Origin of the sequence: Thiocapsa sp. C2-2m (genome assembly GCF_041903745.1) — a bacterium.
Lineage (GTDB): Bacteria > Pseudomonadota > Gammaproteobacteria > Chromatiales > Chromatiaceae > Thiocapsa > Thiocapsa roseilacustris.
In genome coordinates this window covers 78,970-105,291 of the sequence record NZ_JBBWVD010000022.1, presented here as the reverse complement: position 1 = coordinate 105,291, position 26,322 = coordinate 78,970, and the positions used below count along the sequence as shown (strand labels likewise).

Genomic DNA, 26,322 nt, shown 5'->3' with positions numbered 1-26,322 from the left:
TAATCCGGTTTAATTCCACGAATCCGCATCGAATGCGGCTCGATTGAATACGCTGGCCCCGGCCCGCCATTCAGGGCGAGGTGCCGGGGCGGGAAAAAACGGGGTTTTCGGTCGAGCACTACCTATACTTCTCCGGTGACCACAGTTTCACGGGTAACCGGTTTGAGGACAACACCTCGTCCGGCAACCAAGGAGGCGGCCTACGGGTTTTTAACTTCAACGCCACGCTCACCCTCGTCGAGAACCAATTCGAGGACAACGAATCAAAATCGCATGGCGGGGGCGCTTATGTGATGGGGTGGGGGTCGGCCAGCACCGCGCTGACCGCGAATCGCTTCATCCGTAATCGGTGCATATCCAGCTCCGGAGACGACTCCGGGGGCGGTGGCCTCTTGATCACCGGAGCCAGAGGGACTCCGGAGGATCCCCTCCCCGCGGCAACACTCATCGGCAACACCTTCATCGGAAATAGCTGCGGAGCCGCGGGCGGCGGGCTCAGAATCGGAACAAATCCGGCATCATCCATCTGGGACCGCCTCGTGCTGAGCGGCAGTCTATTCAGCGGCAACCACTCCGCACTGGCGGGCGGCGGGCTGTACCTGCGCTTGGAGGCGGTGGAAAACGCGATCCTCACCAACAACAGCTTTGCCGGCAACCTCGCCGGGGACTCCGGCCTTCACGGGGGCGGCGGCATCGCCGCGGTGCTCGAGGACGAGGAAGCCGTCGCACTGTCGCTGCACAACAACCTGTTCTGGGACAACAGCGCCTCGGCTGGCGAGGGCGCAGACCTCCATTTGGCCAACGACTGGGACGCCGACGGTATCCCGGCGTCCGTGACCCTGATGAACAACGCCTTCGACCAGAGCGCCGCGGGCTTCTACGCGGATGTGGCGTTCGCCGTCGACCCGAGCAACCTGGATGCGGTCGACCCGATGTTCGTCGATGCGGCCAGCGGTGACCTGCACCTGCAGGCCGGCTCGCCGGTCATCGATCGAGGCGACGATACGGCCCCCGAGCTGCCGGCGACCGACATCGACGGCGAGGCGCGTATCTCCGGTGCGGCGGTGGATATCGGCGCGGACGAGACAAGCGCAGCGCCCAACTGCGATCGGAATCAAGATGGAATGTTCAACTTCCGCGATATCCTTCTGTTCTACAGGAGTTGCGGCGGAGCCTGCAGCCCCGGCGAAATCAAGGGATTCATCCGCGAGTGTCGCCCGCAGTAGCGAAAAGGGAAACGTGCCCCGGCAAGCGATCCCACTGTGACGAGCAGTGGGATCTCGCTTTACTGATACCAATAAGTGCGGGATTTCGTAGATTCTCAATAAGTCGTGGCAAGCTCGCGCACTTACCTCGAAAAATCCGTAATTTACGGAACCGCCTCTGTGTTTGCTACGGGTTATTGAGAAGCTACGAACACCCTACCGCACCACATCGGACTTCTTCATCACCCGCGGCGCCGACCCCGACCAGCTCCGCCATAACCACCAAGATCGCATCAATCCGCCCCAGCCGACGCCCTGGCGGATCCCTATCGCTCTCCAATCCCCCTCGAGCGCTCATGACGCGGTCGGCCCCTTGACCACAAGCGCACCCGGCGCAACCCCCAGATCGGCGGCGATGACCGCGCATTTGGCCTGCAGCAGAAAAAAAACCGGAGCCGACACGGTGCTGAGCGTCTCGTAGTTGGCCTGCCCCTTCGCGATGATCAGCTCTGCCTCGGCGAAGCGCTCGCGAAAGGATTCGGCGCACTGTTCGAGCACCGTACCGGGCGCTTGCGAGCCGTTGTCGACGATCTCGGCGATCCGGTCGATCCCGGCAACCAAGGCAGCCTCGCGGGTGGCATCGTTTCGGAGCACGGGCAGCAAGGCCAATGCCTCGCGGGTCGCCTCGGCCTTGGCCTCTCGGTAGGGGTCCGGGTTTGCGGTGCGCGTGCGCACCAGGCGGTGAATGTCATCCGCCATCATCGGCGGCGTGGCCTCCGGGATCGGAGCCTGCCGGATGGGCTCAGTCCCACCACAAGGCGATCGAATGCGTGGCCTTCAGCGATCGGCCCAGCACCCATGCGATGAAGCTCGGGTCTTCCGGGTCGGCCGCCGCGATCTTCTTTGCCGCCGCCGGTGTCCACCAGCCCTCTCGCTGTGCCGTCTCCGAGACGCACGCCAGACCGGCTGCGTCGCCGTAGCCTTCGAGCAGCTCCGGGCAGAGCGCGCCGAGCGACGCGATCAACCGGGACAGGTCGCGCGGAAGCCTGGCGAAGGTGACCCGCAGGGCGCTGTGCGTCACCTCGCTGACCGTGACGCCATAGCCTTGATCCCACAGCTCCAGTCGCCGGATCAGGGCCTCGGTCGTCAACCCGACATTCGGACCGGCGGTCTGCTGCTCGGCGAGTGCCGCGAACTTGGCAGAGGGCGCCGGTGGTTGGTCGGATGGCGGGGCAGATCGGCCCCGGTCCATCGCGGCCTGCAACCCATCGGCGAGAGCCGTATGGCCTGCATCACGCGCGAGGAAAGCGGCGGTCGCGCGCGGGTCGCCATAGGCCACGGCGAAGAGGTCGGCCCCTGCCGCGACCAAGAGCTCGACGAGGGCCTGTTGACCGTCGCGGGCGGCCTGCACCAGAGGTGGCTCCTGCGCGGCATGGCGCGGACCGTCCGGCGACAGTCCGTGCCGAAGGAGCCGCCGCAGCATCGCAACATCCTGCCTCATCACCGCGCTACCGATCAGGTTGATAAAGGGCGCATCCGTCGCTACACCTTGCGCCAACAGAGCCTCAACTTGATCCGAGTCGCCGGCGAGCACCGCCTCCTGCAGCAACAGGGCCGGCTCGTCGCCGCGATCGGCGCCGTGCTCGAGCAACAGATCGGCGATCCGCTGTTGCCGTTTGGCGACCACCGGATTGTCGCGGGCCGCGAAACAGGCGCCCCACGGCGTCCAGCCATTGCGATCGCGCTGGTTCGGGTCCGCACCGTGCGCGAGCAGCACCTGAACTGCGCGCGAGCTGCCGATGCCGCCCTGGATGGCCTCGGTCAGCGGCGTGCGGCCGTTCTCGAACATCGCATCGCGATGGACACCCGCCGCGCACAGCTCGGCGATGCGGCGCGCTCCGTCGGGCTGATGAGAGCGCGCAATGGCGAGAGACAACAACTGGAGCGGATCATCGCCGGTCATGTGTCGATGTCCTCGGAGCGAGGCGACTGCGTGCCGCCGCCGGGCCTCGAGCCCCTCGCGCGTGGTCGACGGGCCAACAACCGGATGAACCAGCCGCCGCTGCGCTTCGCGAACCCGATGTCCTCGGTCCCGCCGCCGTCAAACCGGCGGGTGCCCCATGCTCGGTGGCCATCGATCTCGACCCCCTCCAGGCGCTCGCCGACGAAAAGCGACGACGAGACCGAGCCGCCGGAACCGGCCGCGCGAAACGTCCTCTCCAACGCCGCCGCAAACCGCCCCGGATCGGCGATTCCTTTCAGTATCCGCTTGAGCAGATCCTCGTACGCGCCGACGATCGCCCGGTGAGCTGCGGACGGTGTTGCGGCACGGGCGGAGGATACGATGCGCTCCACGCCGGCAATCAGCTCGGCGACCATCTCCGCGTTGATAGCGTGCTCGGCACCGAGGTCGCGGAGAATGGCGGCTCCGCTCGGACCCTGGCCGACCAGGCGATTCACTCCGTTCGCGGCGATCTTCATCAGATCATCGCGATCCAGCGTCGCGAAGAAGCCATCCCAATCGCCGTTGGTCATCGCGGCCTGCGCCTCGGCAAAGGTCTCTGCTGGAGTGGTCAGCGCCATCGTCATCTCCCGATGAATGAATGAACCGCCTGATTCGATCCGCTGCCACCGTGCCTACCGCACCACATACGGCGTCGTCGTCACCCCGGCCGCGCCCGCTCCGACCAACTCATCCGCGTTCACCAACACCGGCTGAATCAAACCGCTCGCCGCCGACCGCCCCGGATCGAACGACTCCTCCGTCCAATCCACCCCGGTCAGCAGCACCGACAGCATCCGCGCCCGCTCGGCGCACGACAGATAGAGATTCGTCACCAATCCCGGCTGATAGGCCGTGTTCGGGAAGAACGCCTGGAACGCAAGCGTCCCCTCCTCATAGCCGAAGCTGCCGAACCCGTAGCCCATCGGGGCCTCGCTCAAGGCGCGAGCATTCAGCTCGAGCGCCAGGTGCCGCCCCTCCACGTTCGATGTCACCGACACGGGGAAGCGCTGCCGTAATGCCAAGCCGTGGCCATACCAGGGGTGGGTCTGATCCGTGGCGACCTCGCAGAGCGAGGAGGCGCGCTTGCCGTGGGGAAACTCCACCGTAAAACCCGTCGCGTCCCCGGTTCCCAAAAGGGCAGGGGACTGATCCAGATAGGACTCGGCGAAGCGCACGAGCTCCTCGCCCGGCCAGCGTGACGCCGCCCGGCCCTCGGCATCGAGTCGCAGCAGGGCTTCGGCGATCAACGCATCCGGCTCCGCGCGCGCTCCCCGCTCGGGATGGCCACTCCGGGCGGGCGCAGCACCAACCGCCTCGGCGATGGCCGACGCGCCGCGATCGGCATCACGGATCTGCAGCATGGCGGCCAAGCCGATCAGACGCCGCATCCAGCCGTCGATGTCGGCATACACCCGTACCAGCGTGCAGAGATCCAGGGTGCGGCGCGCCGGGTCATAGACCGGACCGGCCATCCCCGCCGTGCGCAGCGTGACCGCCTGCAGCACCGCCAAGACCTCCTCGTCGAGATCCAGGTCGCGCAGCAGCTCGGTGTGCACCAGCACCAGTGCCGCCGGCGCGCCGTCCGGCCCGGCTTCCGGGCCGATGACCTCCAGCGTCTGAGCCTGCTGATGCGGCCACCAGCGGAACCCGCGCGCGGTCTCCACCGACGAGGCTGCTTCGACCTGGAACAGCTCGGTACGCAGCCAATCCAGCGTGTTCTGTCCAATGCTCATCCTGATCCTTCCTTCGGGTTGTGATGCGGGCAAGCCGCCGTCGATGCCCCTTGCGGTTACCGTCATGCCCGATTCGGTGGATCATGACCCGAGCTTGAGCAGGATCCCATCGCGCCTCGTCGTTGTCCGACAGATCGGCACAGACTTGTTCGGTCATCTCGACTCCCTGTTGCCCATCGTCAGTGCTCCGGCCTGCACGAGCCACGGAGCGAAATCGCCCGCCTCGTGCGGCCAGCCTATGCACAGGTCCATGGCGTACATCCGGGCGAAACGGCCTGTCGGAGGCATGCTCGCGAAACGGATAAAATCGTACGCTGATAGGATGTTAAAATCGTCGCGTCACAATCATGAATTTTTTTACTCGCCCGAGTCTTTATCAATTCAACCCGAAAGGCTTGGCCTTGCCGTACGATTGTTTCCGTTTCGTGAGTGGCCCCCGGGGACCACGGCTTGGATGGCCGCGACAACACAGCGCTGCAAGGAGATCCTGATGATCGACGACACCCGCCCGCCGCGACCGCTCCGGGGGCGCCAGGGGGCCGCCTCGCTCCCGCACGCGTGGCTTGCAACCCGAGTGCAACCTGCGCGGCGTGCCGCCCGCGCGGATCGCCCCGTGGCACCCGCACCATGATCAGTCGCCCTTCACCGCTGGTGGTGATCGGCGATCTGCACGGGCACCTAGACCTGTTCGAGCGTCAACTCGCGTGGATCGACCAAGAGGTGCCGGATGCGCGGATCGTCACCCTGGGGGACTATGTCGACAATGGACCCCAGATCCCCGCACTCCTGGACCGCCTGAACGCGTTGCAGGAGGCGCGCCAGGGGCGCTTCTGTCCGATCCTCGGCAACCACGATCTGGCGCTGCTGCGTGCGCTCGGGTGGCCGCACGCGGACCCGGACCCGGCCTGGTATGCGCGCTGGGCATCAGGCTACTGGAATCCGGGACTGGGCACGCCACATGCGTATAGCGCGCAGGATGCGCCGAGCTTCGCACGCCGGTTCCCCGAGACGCATCGACGCTTCCTCGCCGCGCTGCCCTGATACCACGACGACGGCGAGCACTTCTGTGTCCATGCCGGCCTGGAAGTGGGACCGATCGCCCCGCAACGCGCCGCGCTCGCGGCCCGGACGCTGCCCGCGGAACCCGCCTTCATGCCCGCCCCCCTGCGCGACAAGCGCTTGGCGCTGCAACATGATCCGACGTGGGAACGTGTCGTGGTGAGCAGCCACACGCATCTGCGCGGACAGCCGTTCTTCTTCGCACCGAGGCGGGTCTGCGTCTCGGCCACCGCCGATCACGGCGGAGGACTCTTCGCGGTCCTGCTCCCGGAGCGGCGCTGCTGGTGGACCGACGGGGGTCCGGTGACCGAGGTCGCGTGACCGTGTGCCGGCACGGGGCCGGGCTTCGCCGGATCAGCACAACGGCGTTGGGGCCGAGACGACCGGGAGCTTGCGCCGTTCACTCGGCGGGTACCGGCGCGTCGTCCGGTGCCGGGCGCAGGGCCGTGACCTGAGCGGCGCTCAGCGCCGGCGCCCGACTGCCGTTGGCAATCGCCAGATGGTTGGCCAGCGCTACGACCTCGGCGTCGCCGAGCAGATGGGCGAGGGGATACATGTTCCCGGCACCCCGCAGCATCTTGTTGGCAACGAGGATCGGACCACCGGCCGCGATGCGCGGATTGTCGTACAAGGGTGGATACAGCACCATGTCGAGCGGCGCCCCGCGTTGCCCGTGGCAGGCCGCGCAAAGCGCGTCATGCAGACGCTCCGGCTCATCGCCCATCAGCGCACCGCTCCACAGCAGGGCGACGAACGCGCCTATGGACGATCGGTGTCGGATCCTCATGCGGGTGACTCCCAACGCTGTTGCAGCAGGGCCACGCCGGCGTGCGCGGACTGGACCGCACCCTCGATCCAGGCCGGCAGCGCACTGACGTGCTCGCCCGCGAAGATCACCCGACGATCGCCCTCGGCGATCCGTGGCAGAGCGTCGCGACGGGCGCGCGCGGTCCATTCGCCATAACAGCCCGCACTGTAGGGGATGCGCGACCAGGCCACCGACACGAGGTGCTCCACCGCGCCGCCGGCCCCCGGATGCAACCGCTCCACGTGCGCCAGCGCGAGGCGGTGACGCTCCGCGGGCGGCAGACCACTGAGCCACAGTGCAGGCCGCTCCATGTAGTAGTTGGTGAGCACTCCCCGGGACGATCCCAGCCCGCTGCTGGGATAGGCGACGAACAACTCGGGGTCGTCCAGATACGAATAGCCGCCGTAGATCCGATCCTCTTGCTCCCAGAAACGCCGCCCAAACGCGAGCCCGACCTTCACCGCCGGGGCATAGGCCAGTTGCCCGACGACCCGCTTGATCTCGGGGGGGAAGTCGGTGTCGATGCGCGCCAGCACGATGAAGGGGAGGGTGCAGATCAGCGCCTCGGCACGTTCCGCGTGGATCTCGCCGGTCGCGGTCTCGCGCCAGTGCACCTCCACCCCGTCGGCATCTTGACGCAGGCGCACGACCTCGGCGCCGAGCTGGATGGCGGTCGCGGGCAAGGCGGTGGCGAGCGCGCGCGGGAGGCGATCCATCCCGCCCGGGATCGTCAAGACCGGCGTCGGAAAGGTGGCACTGTTGACCGCCGCCGTGGTCGTGTCGAGCGATCCATAGGACCAGACCACATCGGGCGGGTACGGTGCGGACCACTCGCCCGGCTGACCCGTCGCCCCCGGCGGAACCCGATAGCCGCGTGCCGCACCGCCGTGATAGCGCCCGTCCTCGGCGAGGAGGCCAAAACGTCGCGCCCACCGCGCGAGCACTTCATCCTCCGGCGCGGGCGCAGCGGTGTCCCCCAACAATTCGACCAACCGCTGCATGGCATAGCCGATCTCGTCGCGGTCGAGCTCGCGAAAGCGCACTCGCTGCCCGTTCGCTCATACGCTGCGTGCTGTCGGTCAACGGCCCTTCCTCTGCCATGCGGTCGGTCTTGCGGGCGTGTCATGCCCATGACTGGGGAGCATTATAGACCTGTGGCGAACGGGACTTGGGCACGGGGTTGGGCCGGTACCGGACTTCGGCTTGCCGATCAGGATCCAGGGACCGGGGCCGACTCCTCCAGCACCACATCGAACAGCTCCAGCAAGGGATGGCCCGCATAGGTCCCCTGAGGCGCTTTGGCCTGCGCATGGGCCTTGTGGAACGCCTCGGACTCGCGCCAAGCGTCGAAGTGACCGCGCGAGGCCCAGGTCGTGTGAGAGGCGTAAAGCGTAGTCTCCTCGTCTTCCGGCCCTTTGAGGAGCCGAAAAGTCACGAAGCCCGGCACCTGCGCGAGTTGTGATTGACGCTCCCGCCAGAGGCGCTCGAAATCGGACTCGAAACCCCGGTTGATGCGAAAGCGATTCATGGCGATGAACATCGATCGGATACCTCATGCAGTGACTGTGAATGACAAGACGGTCCGGCTTGCCCAAGGGACTGTAACGCGGCCGTTCCGGCACTGCTAGGCATTCGCCTGGTTGCCGCGAGGGTCGGCTGAACCTGTTCGGGATCACGCCCCGAGGCGGCCGGTCTCAGGTCGTGGGTTAGGATGCGCAGCAGAACCGACGCGGTCTGCGCCCGTATCGCATCCGCACATCGAGACGAGACCATGACTCGCACAACACCGGACGACCCGATCCTCGCCTACTACGAGAACCAGGCCGAGACTTTCTTCACCGAAACCGTCGACCTCGACATGGCCCCGCTGAACTCCCCGTTTCCTCGCCCACGCTCAGTCCGGTGCGCATATCCTCGAAACCGGCTTCGGCTCGGGGCGCGATGATCCAGCGATTCCGCGTACCGACCTTAGACGATTTGATTTCCTCCCCCCGAGACTCTTGGCGCACGGAATTGGTCATGTTGAAATCGGTCACCGTCGACCAGGAAAGCGCATTGGATCAGCGTTTCCATCACCGAATCGCCAGAGCAAACCGGAGAGAAACGTCCATGAACCCAGAGACCATAGCGCTCGTCAGAGCCTCTTGGGCGAAGGTGGAGCCCATATCCGAACAGGCCGCGGGGCTTTTCTACGGGCGCTTGTTCGAGGTTTATCCCGAGGTCAGGCCCATGTTCAAGGGCGATATGAAAAAGCAGGGCAATAAGCTCGTCGTCATGCTCAGCACCGCCGTAAACGCCCTCGACGATCTCGATCCCTTGATCCCGGCCATCAAGAAGATGGGGGCACGCCATGCACGCTACGGGGTTCATGACGACGACTACGCAAAAGTCGCCGACGCCCTGCTGTGGACCCTTGGCCAGGGCCTCGGCGATGATTTCACCCCCGAGGTAAAGAACGCTTGGGTGGGTGTCTATAGCGCCTTGGCCGACACCATGAAGGCAGGCGCCGCTGAGTCCACCTAACCGACAGTTCCGAGGCAGGACCTCGGATTCGGATTCCAGCGTGCATTCACACCACGAGCGCTCAGTACCACAGACCGGTCCAGTGCCGACGCGGCGCTTGCCGGGGCGGGCTCCCGGCCCAACCCGAAGGATCCGCAAGAGGCAACCAAAGCGGGCTTCCCGAGGAAAATCCGGTCGCGCGCGTTGACGCGAGATCGCGCAGACGCTCCACCCGCTCGGCCGTCGGCGGATGGGTACGCAACAGCGAGGGCTCGGGCAGACGTCGACCGGGCAGCAACAGTTGCTCCCAGGACGCACGCCCGGTCTGCTCCAGCTTCACCAAGGCCGAGGCCAAGGCGGCGGGATCGCCCGACAGCTCCACCGCGCCGCGGTCGGCCTCGTACTCGCGACTGCGCGACAGCGCGAGCTGCACCAGCGCGCTGAGTGTCGGCGCGGCCAGCAAGATCAGGATGGGAAGCCACGGCAGCCCGTCCATGCCGAGGACGAGTGCCGGCAGCACCAGAAGGAGCAAGAGCTGGCCGGCGAGGCTCAGCGCGGCGGTGATGCGGCTGACCAGATCGGCGAGAGCCATCACCCGAATGTCATCGTGGGCGATATGGGCGACCTCGTGCGCCAACACCGCCGCCAGCTCGCGCCGGTCGAGCCGCCGCAGCAGGCCATCGGAGACGAGGATCGCAGCATCGTCGCGACGTCCGGTCGCAAAGGCGTTGACGGTCGCCGAGGGCAGATAATGGAGCTGCGGGACGCGTGCCAATCCGGCACGCCGCGACAGCGCGCCCAGCAGGCGATAGAGCCCCGGAGCCTCGCCCGGTCGCACCGGGGGAGCGCGATACAGCGACATCAGCAGACGCGGCGGGATCGCGGGATTGGCCGCGGCGAGGACCAGCACACCGAGCAGGGTGCCCCACAGCAGCGGCTCGCCCCCGATCGCCCAGGCCGGCGAACCGAGCAAGAGGGCGAGCAACGCCAACAGCCCCAGGCTCTGAAGATTGTTGCGCAGCTTGTGCCGAGCGAGTTGACCGTGATTCATGCACCATCCGTGAGGTCGTCCGGCTCGAACCTCAATCGGACGGCGCGGGTCTCGCCGCGCCGGTCACCGGCCTTCCCGGCGGGTGCTGCCACGCGGAGCGATGCCTTGACCGTAACCAGAGATCGAGAGTTCGCCATGTCGCATGATCCCAAGCCGCAAGACCGAGACACCGAAGCCGACTCGATCGCCTACTACGAAGACCAGGCCGAGACCTTCTTCGCCGAAACCGTCGACGTCGACATGGCCCCGCTGTACGCCCGGTTCCTCGCCCGCGTTCCGCCCGGCGGGCATCTCCTCGATGCCGGCTGTGGGTCGGGGCGCGATGCGCTGGCGTTTCGGCGGCTCGGCTATGCCGTGACTGCCTTCGAGGCATCGCCGAAGCTGGCGCGGCTGGCCTCCGAGCACTGCGGCTTGCCGGTCGAGGTGCGGCGCTTCCAGGAGATTGACTGGGAGGGCTGCTTCGACGGTATCTGGGCCTGTGCGAGTCTGCTGCATGTGCCGTTGGCGGAGTTGCCCGAGGTGCTCGGGCGTCTCGGGCGTGCGCTCAAGCCGGGGGCCGTGCTCTATGCCTCGTTCAAGTACGGGGCTGGGGAGCGGGAGCATGGCGGGCGGCGGTTTACGGATCTGGACGAGGCGGGGCTTGCGGGGCTGGTCGGGGCGGTGCCGGTGCTTGCGGTGCTCGAGGTCTGGGTCAGCGGGGATCGGCGGGAGGGGAGGGAGGGGGAGCGGTGGTTGAATGCTGTTGTCGCGAGGGGATCGCCGACATAGGCGGTTCGCCGGATGTCCGGACAACCGCATGAGTCGTCGGGGCCGGCCGAGGGCGCGACCTAAAGGTTCGGATTGCTGCCAGTCGAGCCGCCTCGACCAGTGCTGTTCCAGTGAGAGACGCCGGAGCTTCGTCGGTCCGAGTCGTCATCGGGCAGACCGCCGACGTTCACCCCCTTCACGAGCTCCTCATCGACATCATGATCGGCGAGCGCGGTGACGCCGGAAAGGGCGTGGGGGCGGCAGCCATCCGTCTCGTCGCTGAGGTGGCCTTGTCCGATCCCGCCGTGCCGTTCGTGATTGCGGCCGTGTTGGCGGACAACCTGGCCTCGCAGCGTGCCTTCGCCAAGGCTGGCTTCCGCAACGACCGGGAGTTCGACGACGTGCCTAGCGGGCGTTGCGTGCTCATGTCGCGTCCCCGTCAGGACGGGGAGGTCGCTCATGAGCGACCCTAGTCCGCGTTTTCAAGAGATCTTCTTCGAGGTCTACGAACACTTGCCCAGGCAGGGTCCCGGCAACCGTGCCTGCGCCGCAAGGGCACTCGGTCTGTGCCATGCGCTTCCGGAGTCCCCGGCAATCCTCGACCTGGGATGCGGAGTCGGCGGGCAAACCCTCCACCTCGCCGAGCTGACCTCGGGCTCCATCCTGGCGATCGACAGCCACGCCCCGAGCATCGAGCGACTGAAGGGGGCAGTCGCCGGGCGTGATCTTTCACAGCGCATTCACGCCCTCGTTGCAGACATGGCCAACCCGGCGTTGCCGCTCGGGAGCTTCGATCTCATCTGGTCGGAAGGCGCGCTCTACAACATCGGGATCGGGAACGCCCTGCGGATCTGTCGCGGCTTGCTGCGCCCCGGCGGCTATCTCGCCTTCACGGATGCGGTCTGGCGCAAGGAGAACCCTCCGGCCGAGGTCCAGGCGAGCTTCGATCTGGACTACCCGGCCATGGGCCGTATCGACGACCTCGTAGCGATCATCGAGGATTTCGAGCTCGATCTGATCGGCCATTTTTCCCTGCCGGACGATGCCTGGTGGGATGACTTCTACACGCCCATGGAACAACGCATCCATCAGTTGCGTGGCAAGTACAGCCGAAGCGCCGAAGACCTCGTCATCCTCGACATCCTTTCACAGGAAGTCGAGATACACCGTCGCTACGCAGATGATTACGCCTATGAGTTCTTCGTAACGCGTCATCCCTGAGCCTATCCTGCCGCTGGCAAAAACGCCGACAAGGGGCTGAGAAGTATGACGAAAACACTCCTCTGGACATCCGTTCGCCGACGTGTTCGACGACCTTGGTTCGATGGCGAGGGTCCGCTATCCGGTGGTCTCTCGACAACACGGATCCGTCCGCTCCACGCCTTTGCGGTCACCGATCTGCGCCGTAAGGGGGCAGGCCGACCAGGAGCAAGCGGACATTCTACCGAGGATGGTGGCGAGGCCTGCCGCCCCCCGCACGGGTTGAAACCTGTCTGCCGCTGGTAGAACCGGACCCGCCACGGGACCCGTCATAAGCAGACAGCTTCGGATACATCGGAGTCATCCTCGACTGCGCGAACACCCCCCGACGATTGCATGAGAAGGCAACCAGGAAATGACGACCGCAGTCTGGACATCTGGTCCGGGCGAACGCATAGGCAAGGATGCCGCACTCGAGGTAACGCCGGAACTCGCGTTCCACATAGGCCGGCACGCGCTGCCCGTCGCAGCTGGCTTGGGACGACATCGATCGGGCGGTCGCGCTGACCTGCGCGTGGGGCGGTTCCTCTATTAACGGGAGTTGACCCCGTTACCTCGGACCCCTTTACCTCGGATTGCCATGATGGCTGGATAGTTCGCGACGACCCACTGCTCCATCGCGCGCGCCAGTTCGCTCAAAGACCGACCGAGCTCCGTAAGCTGGTACTCGACGCGAGGCGGCACCTCCGGATAGCTGATGCGCTCAACGAACCCGTCGCGCTCAAGATCGCGCAGGGTTTGTGTGAGCATCTTCTGCGAGATACCCCCCACCGAACGCATCAAGGTGCCCGTTCGAACCGGGCCCTGCTGGAGGCAGCACAGAATCAGGATCGTCCACTTGCCCCCGATCAGGTCGAGCAGGTCGCGGGAGGGACAATTCAGGTTGTACGGGTTGGCAGCTTCAAACATGGGCTCAAATATTACCAAAAGGTGCGTACTTGCCAAGAGTATACAGGTGAATCTACGATGCTCAACAATTAACCGAAGGAGCCAGCCATGATGCAACCAGGTCGTGTTTTTCTTTATGCCGAATTTCAAGCCTCCGTGCCTTTCAACGAAGGCGTTTGGCGGGAGGCAAATGCCGCCATGCAGTCCGTGCCCGGACTGCGCAGCAAGACTTGGTTGAGCGGTATCAACACCCACTCCGTCGGGGGGTTCTACGAGTTCGACTCTGAGCAGAACGCCAGAAACTATGCCGAAGGCATGCTGGACGAGTTTGCCAAAGCTGCCGGCGCCAGCCTCAGCGTCAAGCTATTCGATGGCGACATTGTGGCCGAGGCGAGTAAGGGCATGAATTCGCCGTTCTTCGCAATTTGACTGCTGCCTCGGCCGAAGCGGTGATAGATAGCCCTGTAGCGACAGTATGCCATTCCCACCTTTAACATGGCCGCTTTCGGCGCTAGCGTCCGCGCGTTCGCTCCTGGCCTCCAACGGTATTCCTTGCGCTACCGCGTAACTTAGGCGAATACCGGAAACCCTCATACCAACGGCGTAGGTTGTGCCGAGCCGCGCGAGGCACAACCAACCGTCGGCGCAAGTTGTGCTTCCTATCGTCAGCACAACCTACGGGTATGGAAGTTTGCGGAAATCACCTTAAGCGTTGGGCAGTCAAGGGATCTTGATGGGTTTGAAATGGATCGATGTTGCACATCAACCGCGCGTCGCATCTGCACGATTTGGCGGTTCCAGCAGTACGAGATATTCCCACAATTGAGCGAGGCATAACTGGCTTCCGTCATGCTAGACAATCACGATGCATCGAAACAGTCTGTCGCTTTACTGCCTGGTACGCTCGCAGGCATTATCGACTGGCATATCCTCGACCGGATTTTTAGTGTCATCCGCCAGTCAGATGGCTCAGGGTGGTGGCTTTACAGAAATGATGCACGTATGCCAGGTGATAACCGACCCAGTGAAGTCGATACCAGTGGCGACCTCGCCTCCTCGCTAAATTCACTTCAAGCCTACCTTCGTCAGTCACATCCACGCCCCTATTGCGGGCTCGTATTCGCAGACTCATTTACAGATCCGACACTAATGCGGATCTTTGACCCGAAATCCCTCACGTCAATATGCAACATCTATGGTAATACGCCAGCGCCAAGCTGGGTCATCTCCACACTGAATTCGGAACAACTTTCCGCGAGTCAAAAGACATCGTCGAAACTCCAAAATCATCGTTTCGGTAAAGATTTGCCCACCGCGCCAAAGCATCCACAGATAGCAGACTCTCTTGATGCTAGACGCATGGGATGCCCGCTTCCGCTGGTCCACACTGCCCGTTCACTTCGTCGATTAGCGGTCGGAGAAATCCTTGAAATCGTTACGATCGATCCGGGCTCTGTCAACGATATTGAATATTTGTGTAGATGCACGGGCGCAAAGCATCTGGCTTTGGTCGAAGGGGAATACGGGTATTCATATTATCTCGAGCGTGGTTCGGACGAAAAGCTCGATAGCGAGAGAAAGATTGCGAACAACCAGTAAGCCCACCGCATGTTGGGCTCTGCCATGGAGCATACGTTCAGAAACTCCAGAGTTGCCCTTCCAAATCTCGGCAGATAAAACCCCTCCCGCCGTAGACTTCATCCCGAATGTCGATGGCAATCTCAGCCCCGCAGCTTTCGGAAAAGCATAGTCTGCATGCTTGCCCTGATTGGTGCCGTTTCGGCCGAGGGCCGGAATGCGTCGGGAACGGTCGCCCATGATGAAGCGCCCGGCGGCTGGTCTGGGTCGACTCCGTAAGCTGCCCCTCGGTAACGCGAAAAGAGCCCAGCAGCCTGATGGCCGACTGACCGACCCAATGCTTTCTCAAGCCCTCGCAACATTCGGCCGCACAAGCCGCGGAATCTGGCCTCGTTCATAACTCCGACCACATGGTCGACTGCCTGCGTAGTCAGGCCATCCTGGCTTGACAGAATCAGGGCTAGAAGCCCTGACTACGCACTGTTCGTCAGCCACTGGCCGGGACTATGATCAAGGCCCGGAATCTCCTCCGGCTCGACCAAGAGCAGGATGGACCACGCCTTCCCCGGCGTGCGGCGGATCAACTCCTTTTCCGCGAGCGTCACGAGCATCTGATGGATGGTCGGCGGTGACGTCCCGAAGAAGTGCTGCAGATCGGCTTCAGCCGGAGGTTGGCCGAACATCATGGAGGAGTTGTCGATGAAGGCCAGGTATTGGCCCTGTTTTGCAGTGAATCGTTCGGCCAAATCGGACTCCGGGTGTGGTCGAGCAGCCCTCGCCATCTGATCACTCGTACGCGTGGCGTGGCGGATTACCGCCCCGTCCAAGGTTGTCGCTCGAAAGGATGGTGGCGCAGGGCATTGGCGGATCCAGCGGTGCTCGATCAAGGCGTCGGAGCAAACGACAACGCAAACGGCGTCAGAAACCGCCGCTCCGGCGACCAGTCCGCAACCGCGAAGACAACCTGCGCAAAGGCGCCGGCATGCCGCATCAAGGCGGCATGAAAATCACGCGCGGTGCGGTGCGGATCGTTGCCGAACGCACCGCAGCCCCAGGCGCCGAGCACCAGGGCGGTGTAGCCGTGGGTCCGAGCGATGTCCAGGACCCGCGCGATGCGCTGCTGCAGCAGGTCGCCCGCGCGCGGTTGGCCAACCCCCGGCGCATAGGGCGCGGCACAGGTGATGACGCTCAGCGGCCAATGCGCGTCGAGGGGCGTGCCGTCGTCGCTGCGGAAGACCGGCACATCCGGGGAGAGAATCGCCCAATCGGTGGAATCCGGCAGGGTCCTTTGTCGGTGGGCGTCGTACATCGGATCACCGCGCAGCGTCGCGTAGAGCGCGCTCGAGCGGCACAGCACCTCCTCCTGTGCGCGGGCGCCGTGCAGGAATCCGCCGCCGGGCGCGATGCCGTTGGCGAAGTTCAGCGCGAGGACCCGCTCGCCCGTCTCGGTCAGGCGCTTGGCCGCGACGAGCGTGGTTTCGTTGGCCACCTGCACGCCGGTCTCGCGCCGGCTCGGCGCAGGCGCGGACGGCAAGGCCGCATCCGGCGGCAGGCTGCGCTTGGCGGCGACGGCCGCGGTGACCGCCTCGCCCCAGTCGACCGGACGACCCGCACGATCGACATACACCCCGCGCTCGATCGCCTCCAGCGCACTGCGCCCGAGCCGGGCGGCCTGCTCCCTCGGCACGGCAAGGTCAGCTTGGCAGCGCTGCGCGTGTGCCTCGGAATCGAGACAGGGCAGCGCGACCAGGCCGGTCGCGGTGTCTTCAGGGTCGAGGCGGTCCATGGCCTCGCCGCGCAACCCGTGCGAAGACTCTGAGCGGCTCATCGCGATCCTCCAAACTCCGCAGCGAAGGGCCCGAAGAACGCCCGCTCCGATGACCCGTCCGTGACCGCAAACACGACCTTGGCGAAGGCGCCGGCCTGCTCGCGCAGTGCCGCGTGAAAGATCGCCGCGATGCGCGCCGGGTCATTGCCGTAGGTGCCGCACCCCCACGCCCCCAAGACCAGGGCCTCGTATCGATAAGCACGCGCGACGGCCAACACCCGACGGATCCGACTCTCCATCAGAGCTGCCGATGCCTCCACCCCCAGCGTGGGCGCATAGGGCGCCGCGCAGGTGATGACGCTTAAGAGCCAGGGACGCTCCAGCGGCGTACCGTCATCCGTGCGGAACACCGGCACGTCCGGGGAGAGGATCGCCCACTCGGTGGAGTCCGGCAGTGGGCGAGCCTGGTGGTACGCATACATCGGATCCCCCTGCAGGGTGGCGTAGAGTGCGCTGGAGCGGCACAGCACGCTCTCCTGTCCGCGGTGGCCCTGGAGAAAGCCGCCGCCCGGCTCGATGCCGTTGGCGAAGTTCAGCGCCAGCACTCGAAGACCCTGTTCACTCAGACGCCGTGCGGCAGCCAGCGTGGTCTCGTTGGCGACCTGGATCCGCGTGGTCGGATAGACCGGCGACAGCGGAGCGGGCAAGGGCGCATCGGGCGGCAGGCTGCGCTTGGCGGCAACGGCCGCTTGGATGGCAACCCGCCAATCGACCGCGCGACCGGCGGCATCGGTATAGAGACCGGTGCCGAGCGCCGTCACGGTCGCATTGCCCCACGCCGCGGTCTGTTGACGCGGGATCGCCCGCAAGCGCACGTTCGTCTCGGCGTGTTCCCGGCTATCCACGGCCGGCAGCACCTGAAGACGCGGCGCCGGCCGCGACGGCTCGTCACGGTGCCTGCAGCCGTCTTCGGTACGGCCGGACTGCATGTTTCTGTCGCGATAGAGGCGCTCCTTCAAGTCGCGCGGCGTCTGCCGCGCGCGATGCCGCTCGCACTCCGCATCGAGCGCCTCGGCCAACGCCCGGAGCGCGGGGTTGTCGGTCCCGTAGGCGCGAATCGCCGCGGCGCCTTCGCGCAGATGCCCCCGCGCCCGATCAAGATCGCCTTCGCGGTTAGCGGCGTTCGCGGCCAGACGAGCCCGGCTCGCGAGCATCTCCCCGACCCGCTGCTCGACGATCCAGTCATGCGGCTGAGCCTTGCGTCGGGCGCTGTCGACCCAGGTCCAATCGAAGCGGGTCTGCGCCAAGATCGCTGCGCCGTCGGTCACCCGAACCTGCATCGCGCAGTCGGTGTCTTGCGCGCCGGCGGGGAAACGCACCGCCACCAGCAGATCGAGCACCTGGCCACTCACCAGATCGCCGGGCTGAATGGTCAGGGTCCGCTGCCCGGCCTTACTCGACCATGGTCCGAGCACCTCCACCTGCAGATCGGACGCCCACTCGAGCTGGATCTGCGGCGCGGCGTAGACGACCTCGAGCGCATCGCCCAACTCGCGATCCAGGACGGCCGCGATCGTCTCGGCCCCGGCGATGTCGTGGAAGGCGCCACCCCCGGCATCGGCTAAGGTACCGAGCAGGGCCTCGTCGTAGTCGTCGCCGACCCCGAAGGTGCCGGTGACGACACCGAGCCGACGGAGCTCGGCGGCATGGTGCGCCAGGATCGCGGGATCGACGATGCCGTGGTTCGCCTGCCCGTCGGTCAGCAGGAAACACCGATGCAGGCGCTCGTCCCCGTCCGCACCCCCGATCAGACCGCACCCGGTGAGCCAGCCCCCGGCCAGATCGGTTTGGCCGCGCGGCCCGATCCTGTCCAAAACCCGCGCCGCCGCGGTTTGCGCCTCGTGCGCACGACACAACGGCAGCAGGGTGTCGACCTGCTCGTCGAACACCACCAGCGCGACCCGGTCTTCGGACCCGAGACGCGCGATGGCCGCCTGCGCCGCATCGCGGGCATGCACCCATTTCCCGCCGCCCATGGATCCGGAGCGATCGAGCACCGCCAGACCGCCCCCTGATCGCTCTCGCGCGATCCACGCCGACGCAGCGAGCTGCTCACGTCGGCCGCCTTGCGGGCACGTCCGCTCGCAAAGTGCGCACGGCGCGCACTGGCGAACGCGGTCGACCGGGCATGCCAGCGACCCTGCTCGACACAGGAGACCGGAATCGTGATGGTCCGGTGTGCCGGGGCGAGGATCGTGAGATTGAGGATGCGATTCTGCTTGGCGCCGATCAGCTCCTCGCCATCGAGCAGCAGCACGGGACGATCCCCGTCGTTGACGAAGCGAAGCTCCGGCACCGAACCCGACGCGGAGACCTCGGTCACGCGGGCAGTCCCGTCGGCCAGGGCGGCATCGAGCAATCGATAGACCGGCTCGGCCACGCCATCGGCCAAGAGCGGGAACAGGGTCAGCTGACCGTGCTGCATCGGCGATCCGATGGTCACGCGGGACAAACATTCGGCGATGACGGACATCGTATTGTCTCCTTGAAGTATCGCGGCCGGCGCTCGGCATTGATCGCGCGCCGGTGTCCCGGGGTCCCGGTTCAGTCGTTGCCGACGAACAGCCGCTTGGCCTGTTCCAGCAATGCCTCGAGCCGGCGTTGATCGGCGCGGGCCAAGGGCCGGCGCACATGCAATTCGATGTCGGGATGCACGGTGATCCGCTCCCAGGTGCTGCGGGGCGGCATCTTGGGCGACGTGATCTGCTCGGTCCCTTGCGTGGAGGGCGTCTCCGGGATCGACTCGCCCTGTCTCGCTTGGGCCATCACCTGACGGACATAATCGGCGGCCGAGCGTGGTTCAGCTTGAACCTCGCCTTCAAACTCGGCGAGTGCTCGCGCCACCCCGGCCGGATCGAGTTCGGCCAGCCGCGTCTTGATCAGGGCCAGCGGCTGGTGGGCATCCTGCAGACGGCGGATCAGTCGGAGCCGATCCAGGTGCTCCCGGCTGTAGCTCGACGCCGGACCCCGGCCATTGGGCGACGGCAGCAGCCCTTCCGCGAGGTAGTAGCGGATCGTCCGCACCGGGACGTCGGCGGCGCGGCTCAGGCTGTTGATGTCCAGAGTCTCGTTCATGGGAGTCAATATAGACAGTGACAGCGTTACTGTCAATACAGCGGCGCCGAAGAGCCAAGCCATACAGGTTGAAGAATCCGCAGACCCCTCGATGCAGGGATGAGCGCTGCCACCTCGCCTGTTGAAACCCGAAGCACGACGACCTGTCTGAGCCTGCTTCGATCCGTGCCTGACGAACGGCCGGTGTGATTTGATCGTGCCGTCCAGCCGGACTGCGTCGTCCCGCCACCACATCTCGGAGAATGCTCCCGATGAAACCCTGGAATCCGCGGTTGCTGCTGGTCGCCGGCTTGTGCCTGCTCGCAGCCGTCCCTGCGCTTGCGCAATCCGAACCCGCCGCCGACAGCCTCTACACCTTCCATACACCGAGCCGCGACGGGATCGGCAAGACCTATTTCGGCCGCGAGATCTCCCAAGTCATGGGTCACCAGGGCGCCGCTTGGCTGGAGCGAAGGACCCGTGTCGTCGAGGAGCGGCCCGACCGGGTCGTGGAGGGCATGGGGCTCGCGCCCGATGCGCAGGTCGCCGACATCGGCGCAGGGACCGGGTACTTCACCTTCCGGATCGCCGAGGCCGTCCCGACGGGTCGCGTCTACGCGGTCGACGTTCAACCGGAGATGCTCGAGGTCCTGCACAAGCGCATCGAGCGACGCGCGATCACCAACGTGGTCCCGGTCCTCGGCGCGGAGGATGATCCCAAGCTGCCGTCGGAGAGTCTCGATGCCGTGCTGCTTGTGGATGCCTACCACGAGTTCGCCTATCCCTACGAGATGATGCAGGGCATCCGCAGCGCGCTGCGACCGGGCGGACGGGTGTTCCTGATCGAGTACCGCGGCGAGGATCCACGGGTCCCCATCAAACCACTGCACAAGATGACCCAAGCGCAGGCCATCACCGAGCTCGAAGCCGTCGGGCTGCGCTGGGTCGAGAGCCTCGACATCCTGCCCACGCAGCATTTCATGGTGTTCGAGAGACCTGCCGAGGGCTGACTCCGTGCACAAGGTCGACCGCATCATCGAAGCCCCCGCCGGCGTCGCCTGGCGGATCCTGACCGACACACGTGAATGGCCGATCTGGGGGCCGAGCGTGCGCGCGGTGGAGGCACCAGCTGATCTGATCGGCCCCGGCATGCGAGGCCGGATCCAGACCCCGGTCGGCCTCTGGAAGGGATCGATCCGCGCAACGAGCTCGTGGTACCACCGCCGGGAGCCGTGATGGCAGATCCCGAGCAGCTCCGCCACAACAACACCTATGCTGTTCTTCCGCGGTTCTATATCGACAGGGTGGTGGTATGCCGTCAGTGTGGACAGGAAGATGTCTGGCCTGCCGCGCGGCAAATGTGGTGGTACGAGGTGGCGAAAGGCAACATCAACACCGAGGCGGTGTTGTGCCGAGCCTGCCGCAAGGCTGAGCAAACTCGCAGAGAAGAGGCTCGGCGGCGCCACCTGGAGGGCCTCGCGAGAACGCGCCGGTGCAGTGAAACAGAACCTCGATCGAACTGACGGCCTTGAACGCTTGCGGCGTTCGCCCGCCGGGTCCGCGCCCGGCTGCCGTCAGGCGGCCGAAGGTCGACGATGCCGTGCCGCGGTCATGAATCCCGTCGACCGCTATGGCAGACTGCCCAGTAAGGCGAATTCCGGAAACCTTCATGCCAAGGGCGTAGGTTGTGCCGAGCCGTGCGAGGCACAACCAACCGTCGGCGCAAGTTGTGCTTCCTATCGTCAGCACAACCTACGGGTATGGAAGTTCGCGGAAATCACCTAAGACATCCAACTGATGCCCAGACCCATGACGCAAGCGACTCCGTGCCCCTGTGGCGGCCCACGGCCCTATGAGCGCTGCTGCGGACCCTATCTGGACGCCGCCGCGCTCCCGCCCGGCGTCGAGGCCCTGATGCGTTCGCGCTACGTGGCCTATGTCATGGATCGAACCGACTACATCCTCTCGACCTGGCATCCCCGCACGCGACCGCCCAAGCTCGATCAGGACCGCGCGCCGGTGCGCTGGCTCGGGCTGACGATCCGCCGGGTCGAGGCGGGCACACCCGAGGATCGCGAGGGCCTCGTCGAGTTCGTCGCACGCTACAAGGTCGGCGGTCGCGCCCACCGGCTCCACGAGACCAGCCGATTTGTGAAAGAAGACGGGCGATGGCTCTATCTGGAGGCCGTCGCGCCGGACTGATGCACGGCCGCTGGGCCGCCCTCCATCGGCACTGCCTTCACGGGCGGCCATGTTCAGTGAGCACACTTCACGGCCTCGTGATCAGTACGGGTTAGACGGATGCCGGCCGTGACGCGCTCCAACGCAGCGAGCAGGGCAGGAAGGTGGGCGCGGATGCGTCGGCGGATCTCTTCCAGCAGGGCCTTGCAGTTCATGGCGTCGCCTCGTCGCTGCGTTGATGTCGACGGCGGGTGCCGCAACGTCCGGAAGATCGGCAGAACGACCAAGCATGTGCGTCGTGCACTGCGGTCCGATGCATTCTCCTCGACTCGACCACCGACCCGCCATGATCGAAGCCCCGTCCACATCGACGCCGACCCCTACGACCCTTGCAGACGTCCATGCCGACCTCGGCCGACGCACGGTGGTCGACACGGCCGCGATGTCCTGGGAACCCAGCCCGAGCGGCACCGTTTGGCGCAAGCCGCTGTACCGGGCGGGCGGTGAATCCGGCCCGGTCACCAGTCTGGTGCGCTATACCCCCGGCGGTGCCTTCCCCGAGCATACCCATCCCGAGGGCGAAGAGATTCTGGTGCTCGACGGTGTCTTCTCCGACGAGCACGGCGACTACCCGGCCGGCACCTTCCTGATGAACCCCCACGGCAGCCGGCATTCTCCGCGCTCCGCTCCGGGCTGCACGCTCTTCGTGCGACTGCGCCAGTATCCGGGCGCGGATCGCCCGCGGTTGGTCGAGGACACGCGCGCCCCCTACGGCTGGCGCCCCGGCCTGGTGGAAGGTCTCACCGTGCGCCCCCTCTACGCACAGTCCGGCTACCCTGAGAGCGTCGCCCTGGTGCGCTGGGCGCCGGGAACGCGGTTTCAGACCCACACCCATTGGGGTGGCGAGGAGATCCTGGTCCTCGAGGGTGAGTTCGCCGACGAGCACGGGCGCTATCCACCGGGAACCTGGATTCGCAGTCCGCATCTGAGCCGGCATACCCCGTTCTCGGATACGGGGTGTCTGATCTACGTGCGGGTCGGGGGGCTGTAACCGCCCGGCTAGCGATTCTTCCGATACCGTCTCGGGAATGCCTCGACCGGCAAAGCGCGCGTGCGATTGATTAGCCCGAAAGCGATCCCGCATCTCACCACCAGCTCATCAAGCCCAAGACCGTTGCACCGTCGACGCCTCCGGCTAGGGAGTTCAATCTGACCCGATAAGGCACGAAATAGCTCATGCCGGTCTCGTGTCGCGGGGTGCGGGTGGTGATGCGCCGGCTGTCCTCCCGCCGGCCGCCATCGACAGCCCTGTCGCCTCCAGGCACACTTCGCGGCACCGGGACCCCACCACCAGCCGAATCCGAGCCGACGCACACCGATGGACACTTTCAAAACCCCCGTGGCCCGATTGGCCCGACTGTTCCGGGCATCGCGCGATGCGTGGCGGGCCAAAGCCCTGGACAAGCAACAGCGACTGCGCGCGGCTCGGGTCAAGATCCGAGATCTGGAAGCGAGCCGCACCTATTGGAAGAACCGGGCGCTGGCGTCGGAAGGCGGTGAACAGCCCGCGGCATCGGCAGCAACACCCGCCGGCGAGGCGGAGGACCCGGACGATGCGGTTCGGCAGCTGGTGCGCTTGCCCCCGCCCGGTCACCGGCATTCGGTCCTGGTCATTCAACTGACGCTGCGGATGTATCTAAGTGCCGGACTCGGCAGCCGCGGGGTGCCCCGCGTACTGGGTCTGCTCGCGCCCTGGATGCCGGTGAGCATGCCGGCGCATACGACGGTCCTCAACTGGGTTTACCGCTGCGGATTGGCGATCCTCCTGCAGCCGCCGCAGCGGCGCGAGGATTGGATTTTCGTGGCCGATCATACGCTTGAACTGGGCACATCGAAGTGTCTCGTGATTCTGGGCATCCCCGCCGCCCGACTGCTCGAGACCGGCTACAGCCCGTCGCACCGGGCCATGCAGGTGCTCGCCGTGAAGGTGACGACGCACAGCACCGGGGAGTGGGTCGCCACGGTGCTGCGCGAGGTCGCCGAGCGCACCGGTGTGCCGGTGCAGATCGTCGCCGATCACGGCAGCGACCTGCACAAGGGGATCACGCTGTTTCGGCAGGAACAGACTACAGACTGTGTGGAAACCTATGATATTTCGCACCGCATCGCCACCCTGCTCAAGGCGGAGTTGCATCCGGACGGGCGCTGGCAGACCTTTTTGTCGCACTGCACGCGGACCCTGGCGTCTTTTCAGCAAACCGACTTGGCCTTTCTGTTGCCGCCGCGTCAGCGCACCAAGGCGCGCTTCATGCACGTCGACACCCATGTCGAGTGGGCGCAAAACCTACTCGCCTACCAGGAGCGGGGAGATTTCAGTGCCGTTCGGCCCACCTGCGTTCTGACGGTCGCCGCCCGGGACCACCTGCGCGATCGCTTGGGCGTCGCCCGCGTGCGTCCCCTGCACGTGCTGCTGGGCCATCGGCATCCCGATAAGGCAGCCTTCTGCGAGGCCCTGCAGGCGGCATCCGACCTACAGCTCGCGGATCTGGACGACGCCTTTTGGGATCTCGCCGACACCGGCCGCGCGCGCTTTCTGGAAGGCTTCGCCTGGGTGAGTGCCTATCGCGAGGATCTGGCGGTCTATGCGCAGATGATGGAACAGTCCAAGGCCATCCAGAGCGTTCTCAAGTCCGAGGGACTGCACGCCGGCGTCTGCGAATCGCTTCAATCCACACTCGCCCCGCGCACCGCGCTCGCTCCGCGAGCCGCCCGCTTTACCGACCGGGTCCTGGAACAAGTCGCGGTACAAGCCGCCAAGATCCCGCCCGGCGCGACCTGGCTGGCGTCCTCCGACATCATCGAATCGGTGTTCGGAAAATACAAAATGTTCACCGCACGCGGCCCCCTCAAAGAGATCGGCCGGCTGGTGTTGGCGATTCCCGCCTTCCTCACCGATCTGACGAGCCCGGTTATTCACGAGGCGATGACCTCGGTGCGCACCCTGGATGTCGAGCAATGGGTCAAGACGCATCTCGGCGACTCTATGCTGGCCCGGCGACGACAGGCGTTCAAGGCGCCGAAGCTCGACATGAAAACGGCATGAAGGTTTTGATGGGAAAGCCTGGGCGATTGAACATCCTACCCTTGGGCTTCGGCGATTTGACGCAGTGCTGCCAGAACCTCAGGCGCCGCTTGGGATGAGAACTTCTCTCGTGCAGTGGTCGACATGGGCGAATCCGTCAAGATGAATCTTGATGTTGCAGGGTAGGGCATCGTGGAGCGCTTGACTATCGATCAAGGCGCATTGCGCCCACTTTCACCGCGCAAAGTGCGGCGAATAACTTGAGCATGCGGAGAGTCCGGCCATAATCTCCGCATGAACAGCGGTGATGACACATACCTCTGGCAGGCCAACGATTGGCCGAGCTGGCGCTTTGACTTGGCGGCATTGGCCGGTCCGATGGCGGACTTGAGTCGCGCACAGGGTCTATTGATGGGCCGCCTAGCCGATGTCGGGATGGCGCTGCGCGATCAGGCCAGCCTGGGCGCGCTCACCGAGCGCAGCGGTCGCGGGGTCGAGTCTTTCCTTTTGCGCTTAAGGCGAGATGGCTCGATCTAGATGGCTGCTGCCCCCCTAAAGCGGACAATCCTCTACCCAGCGCCGCTGACCGCTCCATAACTGGCCTATCCGGAGAATCATTGCGTCTCGGACGCCGGGCTGTTCAGCCAATTCTCCACACGCAGCCCGGCAACTCGCACGAACTCGTCCACATTGTCGGTCACGAGGATTAGACCGGACTCCAGAGCATGCGCCGCGATCAGCAGATCGTTGGGTCCGATGGGCGTCCCGGCTCGCTCCAGCTGATGTCGTATGTCCGCGTAGGTCCGATCGGCTTCGGAGTCCAAGGGCAGGACGGGCAGCGAGGCCAACAGGTCGTCGACCCTGTCGGTCAGGGACTTGGAGCCGAGCTTACGGGCACCGAAGCGCAGCTCGGCGGCCACGACGATGCTGGTACAGACACTCCCGTAGCCGCGCCGAGCAAGTGTCGCGGCCACTGATCCCTGGGGTTGACGAATCAGCGCGGAGAGGATGTTGGTGTCGAGCAGGTAGCGCAGGCCCGCAACGTTTGCCATGGCACTTAGAGTCGGATGTCGTCCAAGGGCAATAGCCCTTCGTCGACATCGGGGAGGGTCTCGTCCAGCGGCTCCCATCCGGCGAGTAGCGTGGCGAGGTCTGGCCGGCGCTTCACCGGCTCGACGATCAGACGCTCGCCGTCCTTGCGGATAATCGCCTCGTCCGCGTCCAGCTCGAGCTCCCGAGGGATGCGTAAAGCTTGATTGCGACCGTTGCGAAACAGGCGGACGTGGCGTTCAGGGTGCATTGGAGATCGATCCGACGGGAAGGGCGAAGACATACGCGCGA

General features: G+C 65.4%; 33 protein-coding genes and 1 pseudogene. 16 read left to right on the top strand and 18 right to left on the bottom strand.

Annotated elements, in window-relative coordinates; genetic code table 11:
• Nucleotides 1–539 precede the first annotated feature (539 nt).
• Complete coding sequence (locus tag AADX97_RS17655) at nt 540–1,226, top strand: choice-of-anchor Q domain-containing protein (RefSeq protein WP_374239310.1); 687 nt, start codon at nt 540–542, stop codon at nt 1,224–1,226.
• 333 nt (nt 1,227–1,559) lie between these two features.
• On the opposite strand, the gene AADX97_RS17650 is transcribed toward AADX97_RS17655, so the two are convergent.
• The 4 genes from AADX97_RS17650 to AADX97_RS17635 are packed head-to-tail and all read right to left on the bottom strand — an operon-like array spanning nt 1,560 to nt 4,943.
• Nucleotides 1,560–1,967, bottom strand: coding sequence for an ARMT1-like domain-containing protein (locus tag AADX97_RS17650; protein ID WP_374237310.1), 408 nt, complete (start codon nt 1,965–1,967; stop codon nt 1,560–1,562).
• 40 nt (nt 1,968–2,007) lie between these two features.
• Nucleotides 2,008–3,168 (bottom strand): ankyrin repeat domain-containing protein, encoded by a 1,161-nt coding sequence (locus tag AADX97_RS17645; protein WP_374237309.1) that lies wholly within the window; start codon nt 3,166–3,168, stop codon nt 2,008–2,010.
• Nucleotides 3,165–3,788, bottom strand: coding sequence for a hypothetical protein (locus AADX97_RS17640; protein ID WP_374237308.1), 624 nt, complete (start codon nt 3,786–3,788; stop codon nt 3,165–3,167). Before AADX97_RS17640 ends, AADX97_RS17645 begins: the two co-directional genes overlap by 4 nt.
• A 54-nt stretch (nt 3,789–3,842) precedes the next feature.
• Entirely contained in the window at nt 3,843–4,943 is a 1,101-nt protein-coding gene (locus AADX97_RS17635) for a hypothetical protein (protein ID WP_374237307.1), read from the bottom strand.
• Nucleotides 4,944–5,570: 627 nt separating this feature from the next.
• Between AADX97_RS17635 and AADX97_RS17630 the strand changes: the two genes are divergently transcribed.
• Together AADX97_RS17630 and AADX97_RS17625 are read left to right on the top strand one after the other, a co-directional pair.
• On the top strand, nt 5,571–5,984 hold the full coding sequence (locus tag AADX97_RS17630; RefSeq protein WP_374237306.1) for a metallophosphoesterase: 414 nt from the start codon (nt 5,571–5,573) through the stop codon (nt 5,982–5,984).
• 111 nt (nt 5,985–6,095) lie between these two features.
• Nucleotides 6,096–6,323 carry a hypothetical protein gene (locus AADX97_RS17625; protein ID WP_374233925.1) on the top strand — a complete coding sequence of 76 codons (228 nt, stop codon included), beginning with the start codon at nt 6,096–6,098 and terminating at the stop codon, nt 6,321–6,323.
• 79 nt (nt 6,324–6,402) lie between these two features.
• On the opposite strand, the gene AADX97_RS17620 is transcribed toward AADX97_RS17625, so the two are convergent.
• From AADX97_RS17620 to AADX97_RS17610, 3 genes are all read right to left on the bottom strand, one after another.
• Nucleotides 6,403–6,789, bottom strand: coding sequence for a cytochrome c (locus tag AADX97_RS17620; RefSeq protein ID WP_374235985.1), 387 nt, complete (start codon nt 6,787–6,789; stop codon nt 6,403–6,405).
• On the bottom strand, nt 6,786–7,853 hold the full coding sequence (locus tag AADX97_RS17615) for a flavin monoamine oxidase family protein (RefSeq protein WP_374237305.1): 1,068 nt from the start codon (nt 7,851–7,853) through the stop codon (nt 6,786–6,788). Before AADX97_RS17615 ends, AADX97_RS17620 begins: the two co-directional genes overlap by 4 nt.
• Nucleotides 7,854–8,020: 167 nt before the next feature.
• Nucleotides 8,021–8,338: an antibiotic biosynthesis monooxygenase gene (locus AADX97_RS17610; protein ID WP_374237304.1), complete on the bottom strand. Its 318-nt coding sequence runs from the start codon at nt 8,336–8,338 to the stop codon at nt 8,021–8,023.
• Nucleotides 8,339–8,829: 491 nt separating this feature from the next.
• Here AADX97_RS17610 and AADX97_RS17605 point away from each other — a divergent pair, with 491 nt between their 5' ends.
• Nucleotides 8,830–9,333, top strand: a complete 504-nt coding sequence (locus AADX97_RS17605; protein WP_374239309.1) for a globin family protein — start codon at nt 8,830–8,832, stop codon at nt 9,331–9,333.
• Nucleotides 9,334–9,394: 61 nt separating this feature from the next.
• Here AADX97_RS17605 and AADX97_RS17600 read toward each other — a convergent pair whose 3' ends face one another.
• The gene (locus tag AADX97_RS17600; protein WP_374238626.1) at nt 9,395–10,363 is read right to left on the bottom strand and encodes a zinc metalloprotease HtpX; all 969 of its coding nucleotides are present in this window, start codon (nt 10,361–10,363) and stop codon (nt 9,395–9,397) included.
• A 105-nt stretch (nt 10,364–10,468) separates the two neighbouring features.
• Here AADX97_RS17600 and AADX97_RS17595 point away from each other — a divergent pair, with 105 nt between their 5' ends.
• The 3 genes from AADX97_RS17595 to AADX97_RS17585 all read left to right on the top strand — a co-directional run bounded on the left by AADX97_RS17595 (nt 10,469) and on the right by AADX97_RS17585 (nt 12,331).
• Entirely contained in the window at nt 10,469–11,131 is a 663-nt protein-coding gene (locus AADX97_RS17595; RefSeq protein WP_374238627.1) for a class I SAM-dependent methyltransferase, read from the top strand.
• 110 nt (nt 11,132–11,241) lie between these two features.
• A complete protein-coding gene (locus tag AADX97_RS17590) occupies nt 11,242–11,583 on the top strand; it encodes a GNAT family N-acetyltransferase (RefSeq protein WP_374237313.1) in 342 nt (113 codons plus the stop codon).
• Complete coding sequence (locus tag AADX97_RS17585; protein ID WP_374237314.1) at nt 11,570–12,331, top strand: class I SAM-dependent methyltransferase; 762 nt, start codon at nt 11,570–11,572, stop codon at nt 12,329–12,331. Before AADX97_RS17590 ends, AADX97_RS17585 begins: the two co-directional genes overlap by 14 nt.
• A gap of 220 nt (nt 12,332–12,551) precedes the next feature.
• On the opposite strand, the gene AADX97_RS17580 is transcribed toward AADX97_RS17585, so the two are convergent.
• Together AADX97_RS17580 and AADX97_RS17575 are read right to left on the bottom strand one after the other, a co-directional pair.
• The gene (locus AADX97_RS17580) at nt 12,552–12,857 is read right to left on the bottom strand and encodes a transposase zinc-binding domain-containing protein (protein ID WP_374237315.1); all 306 of its coding nucleotides are present in this window, start codon (nt 12,855–12,857) and stop codon (nt 12,552–12,554) included.
• Nucleotides 12,858–12,901: 44 nt separating this feature from the next.
• On the bottom strand, nt 12,902–13,279 hold the full coding sequence (locus tag AADX97_RS17575) for a winged helix-turn-helix transcriptional regulator (RefSeq protein ID WP_374237316.1): 378 nt from the start codon (nt 13,277–13,279) through the stop codon (nt 12,902–12,904).
• Between the two features lie 87 nt (nt 13,280–13,366).
• Here AADX97_RS17575 and AADX97_RS17570 point away from each other — a divergent pair, with 87 nt between their 5' ends.
• A complete protein-coding gene (locus tag AADX97_RS17570; RefSeq protein ID WP_374237317.1) occupies nt 13,367–13,687 on the top strand; it encodes a YdhR family protein in 321 nt (106 codons plus the stop codon).
• Nucleotides 13,688–14,107: 420 nt separating this feature from the next.
• A complete protein-coding gene (locus AADX97_RS17565; RefSeq protein ID WP_374237318.1) occupies nt 14,108–14,857 on the top strand; it encodes a sulfurtransferase TusA family protein in 750 nt (249 codons plus the stop codon).
• A 452-nt stretch (nt 14,858–15,309) separates the two neighbouring features.
• Here the strand turns inward: AADX97_RS17565 and AADX97_RS17560 are convergent, their stop codons facing one another.
• The 5 genes and pseudogenes from AADX97_RS17560 to AADX97_RS17540 all read right to left on the bottom strand — a co-directional run bounded on the left by AADX97_RS17560 (nt 15,310) and on the right by AADX97_RS17540 (nt 19,739).
• Nucleotides 15,310–15,582, bottom strand: a complete 273-nt coding sequence (locus AADX97_RS17560; protein WP_374237319.1) for a LexA family protein — start codon at nt 15,580–15,582, stop codon at nt 15,310–15,312.
• A 137-nt stretch (nt 15,583–15,719) separates the two neighbouring features.
• Nucleotides 15,720–16,664 carry a TIGR02452 family protein gene (locus tag AADX97_RS17555; RefSeq protein WP_374237320.1) on the bottom strand — a complete coding sequence of 315 codons (945 nt, stop codon included), beginning with the start codon at nt 16,662–16,664 and terminating at the stop codon, nt 15,720–15,722.
• Complete coding sequence (locus tag AADX97_RS17550) at nt 16,661–18,622, bottom strand: TIGR02452 family protein (RefSeq protein WP_374237321.1); 1,962 nt, start codon at nt 18,620–18,622, stop codon at nt 16,661–16,663. Before AADX97_RS17550 ends, AADX97_RS17555 begins: the two co-directional genes overlap by 4 nt.
• Before the next feature lie 98 nt (nt 18,623–18,720).
• Nucleotides 18,721–19,089 (bottom strand): annotated as a pseudogene (locus AADX97_RS17545) (ARPP-1 family domain-containing protein); the annotation flags it as partial.
• A 119-nt stretch (nt 19,090–19,208) separates the two neighbouring features.
• Nucleotides 19,209–19,739, bottom strand: a complete 531-nt coding sequence (locus AADX97_RS17540) for a MerR family transcriptional regulator (protein WP_374237322.1) — start codon at nt 19,737–19,739, stop codon at nt 19,209–19,211.
• A gap of 251 nt (nt 19,740–19,990) precedes the next feature.
• Here AADX97_RS17540 and AADX97_RS17535 point away from each other — a divergent pair, with 251 nt between their 5' ends.
• The 4 genes from AADX97_RS17535 (at nt 19,991) to AADX97_RS17520 (ending at nt 21,920) form a co-directional block, all read left to right on the top strand.
• Nucleotides 19,991–20,728 carry a class I SAM-dependent methyltransferase gene (locus AADX97_RS17535; RefSeq protein ID WP_374237323.1) on the top strand — a complete coding sequence of 246 codons (738 nt, stop codon included), beginning with the start codon at nt 19,991–19,993 and terminating at the stop codon, nt 20,726–20,728.
• 4 nt (nt 20,729–20,732) lie between these two features.
• Nucleotides 20,733–20,954 carry a hypothetical protein gene (locus AADX97_RS17530; protein ID WP_374237324.1) on the top strand — a complete coding sequence of 74 codons (222 nt, stop codon included), beginning with the start codon at nt 20,733–20,735 and terminating at the stop codon, nt 20,952–20,954.
• Nucleotides 20,954–21,241, top strand: a complete 288-nt coding sequence (locus tag AADX97_RS17525) for a zinc-ribbon domain containing protein (RefSeq protein ID WP_374237325.1) — start codon at nt 20,954–20,956, stop codon at nt 21,239–21,241. Before AADX97_RS17530 ends, AADX97_RS17525 begins: the two co-directional genes overlap by 1 nt.
• A 286-nt stretch (nt 21,242–21,527) precedes the next feature.
• Nucleotides 21,528–21,920, top strand: coding sequence for a YchJ family protein (locus AADX97_RS17520; RefSeq protein WP_374237326.1), 393 nt, complete (start codon nt 21,528–21,530; stop codon nt 21,918–21,920).
• 53 nt (nt 21,921–21,973) lie between these two features.
• Here the strand turns inward: AADX97_RS17520 and AADX97_RS17515 are convergent, their stop codons facing one another.
• Nucleotides 21,974–22,114, bottom strand: a complete 141-nt coding sequence (locus AADX97_RS17515) for a hypothetical protein (protein ID WP_374237327.1) — start codon at nt 22,112–22,114, stop codon at nt 21,974–21,976.
• Between the two features lie 131 nt (nt 22,115–22,245).
• Here AADX97_RS17515 and AADX97_RS17510 point away from each other — a divergent pair, with 131 nt between their 5' ends.
• The 3 genes from AADX97_RS17510 to AADX97_RS17500 all read left to right on the top strand — a co-directional run bounded on the left by AADX97_RS17510 (nt 22,246) and on the right by AADX97_RS17500 (nt 25,518).
• Complete coding sequence (locus AADX97_RS17510) at nt 22,246–22,950, top strand: cupin domain-containing protein (RefSeq protein WP_374238628.1); 705 nt, start codon at nt 22,246–22,248, stop codon at nt 22,948–22,950.
• 327 nt (nt 22,951–23,277) lie between these two features.
• Entirely contained in the window at nt 23,278–25,002 is a 1,725-nt protein-coding gene (locus AADX97_RS17505; protein WP_374238629.1) for a hypothetical protein, read from the top strand.
• Nucleotides 25,003–25,275: 273 nt separating this feature from the next.
• A complete protein-coding gene (locus AADX97_RS17500; protein WP_374235915.1) occupies nt 25,276–25,518 on the top strand; it encodes a DUF4172 domain-containing protein in 243 nt (80 codons plus the stop codon).
• Nucleotides 25,519–25,595: 77 nt separating this feature from the next.
• Here the strand turns inward: AADX97_RS17500 and AADX97_RS17495 are convergent, their stop codons facing one another.
• Together AADX97_RS17495 and AADX97_RS17490 are read right to left on the bottom strand one after the other, a co-directional pair.
• Complete coding sequence (locus AADX97_RS17495) at nt 25,596–26,033, bottom strand: type II toxin-antitoxin system VapC family toxin (protein WP_374235916.1); 438 nt, start codon at nt 26,031–26,033, stop codon at nt 25,596–25,598.
• Between the two features lie 5 nt (nt 26,034–26,038).
• Nucleotides 26,039–26,281, bottom strand: a complete 243-nt coding sequence (locus AADX97_RS17490; RefSeq protein WP_120795411.1) for an antitoxin — start codon at nt 26,279–26,281, stop codon at nt 26,039–26,041.
• Nucleotides 26,282–26,322 lie beyond the last annotated feature (41 nt).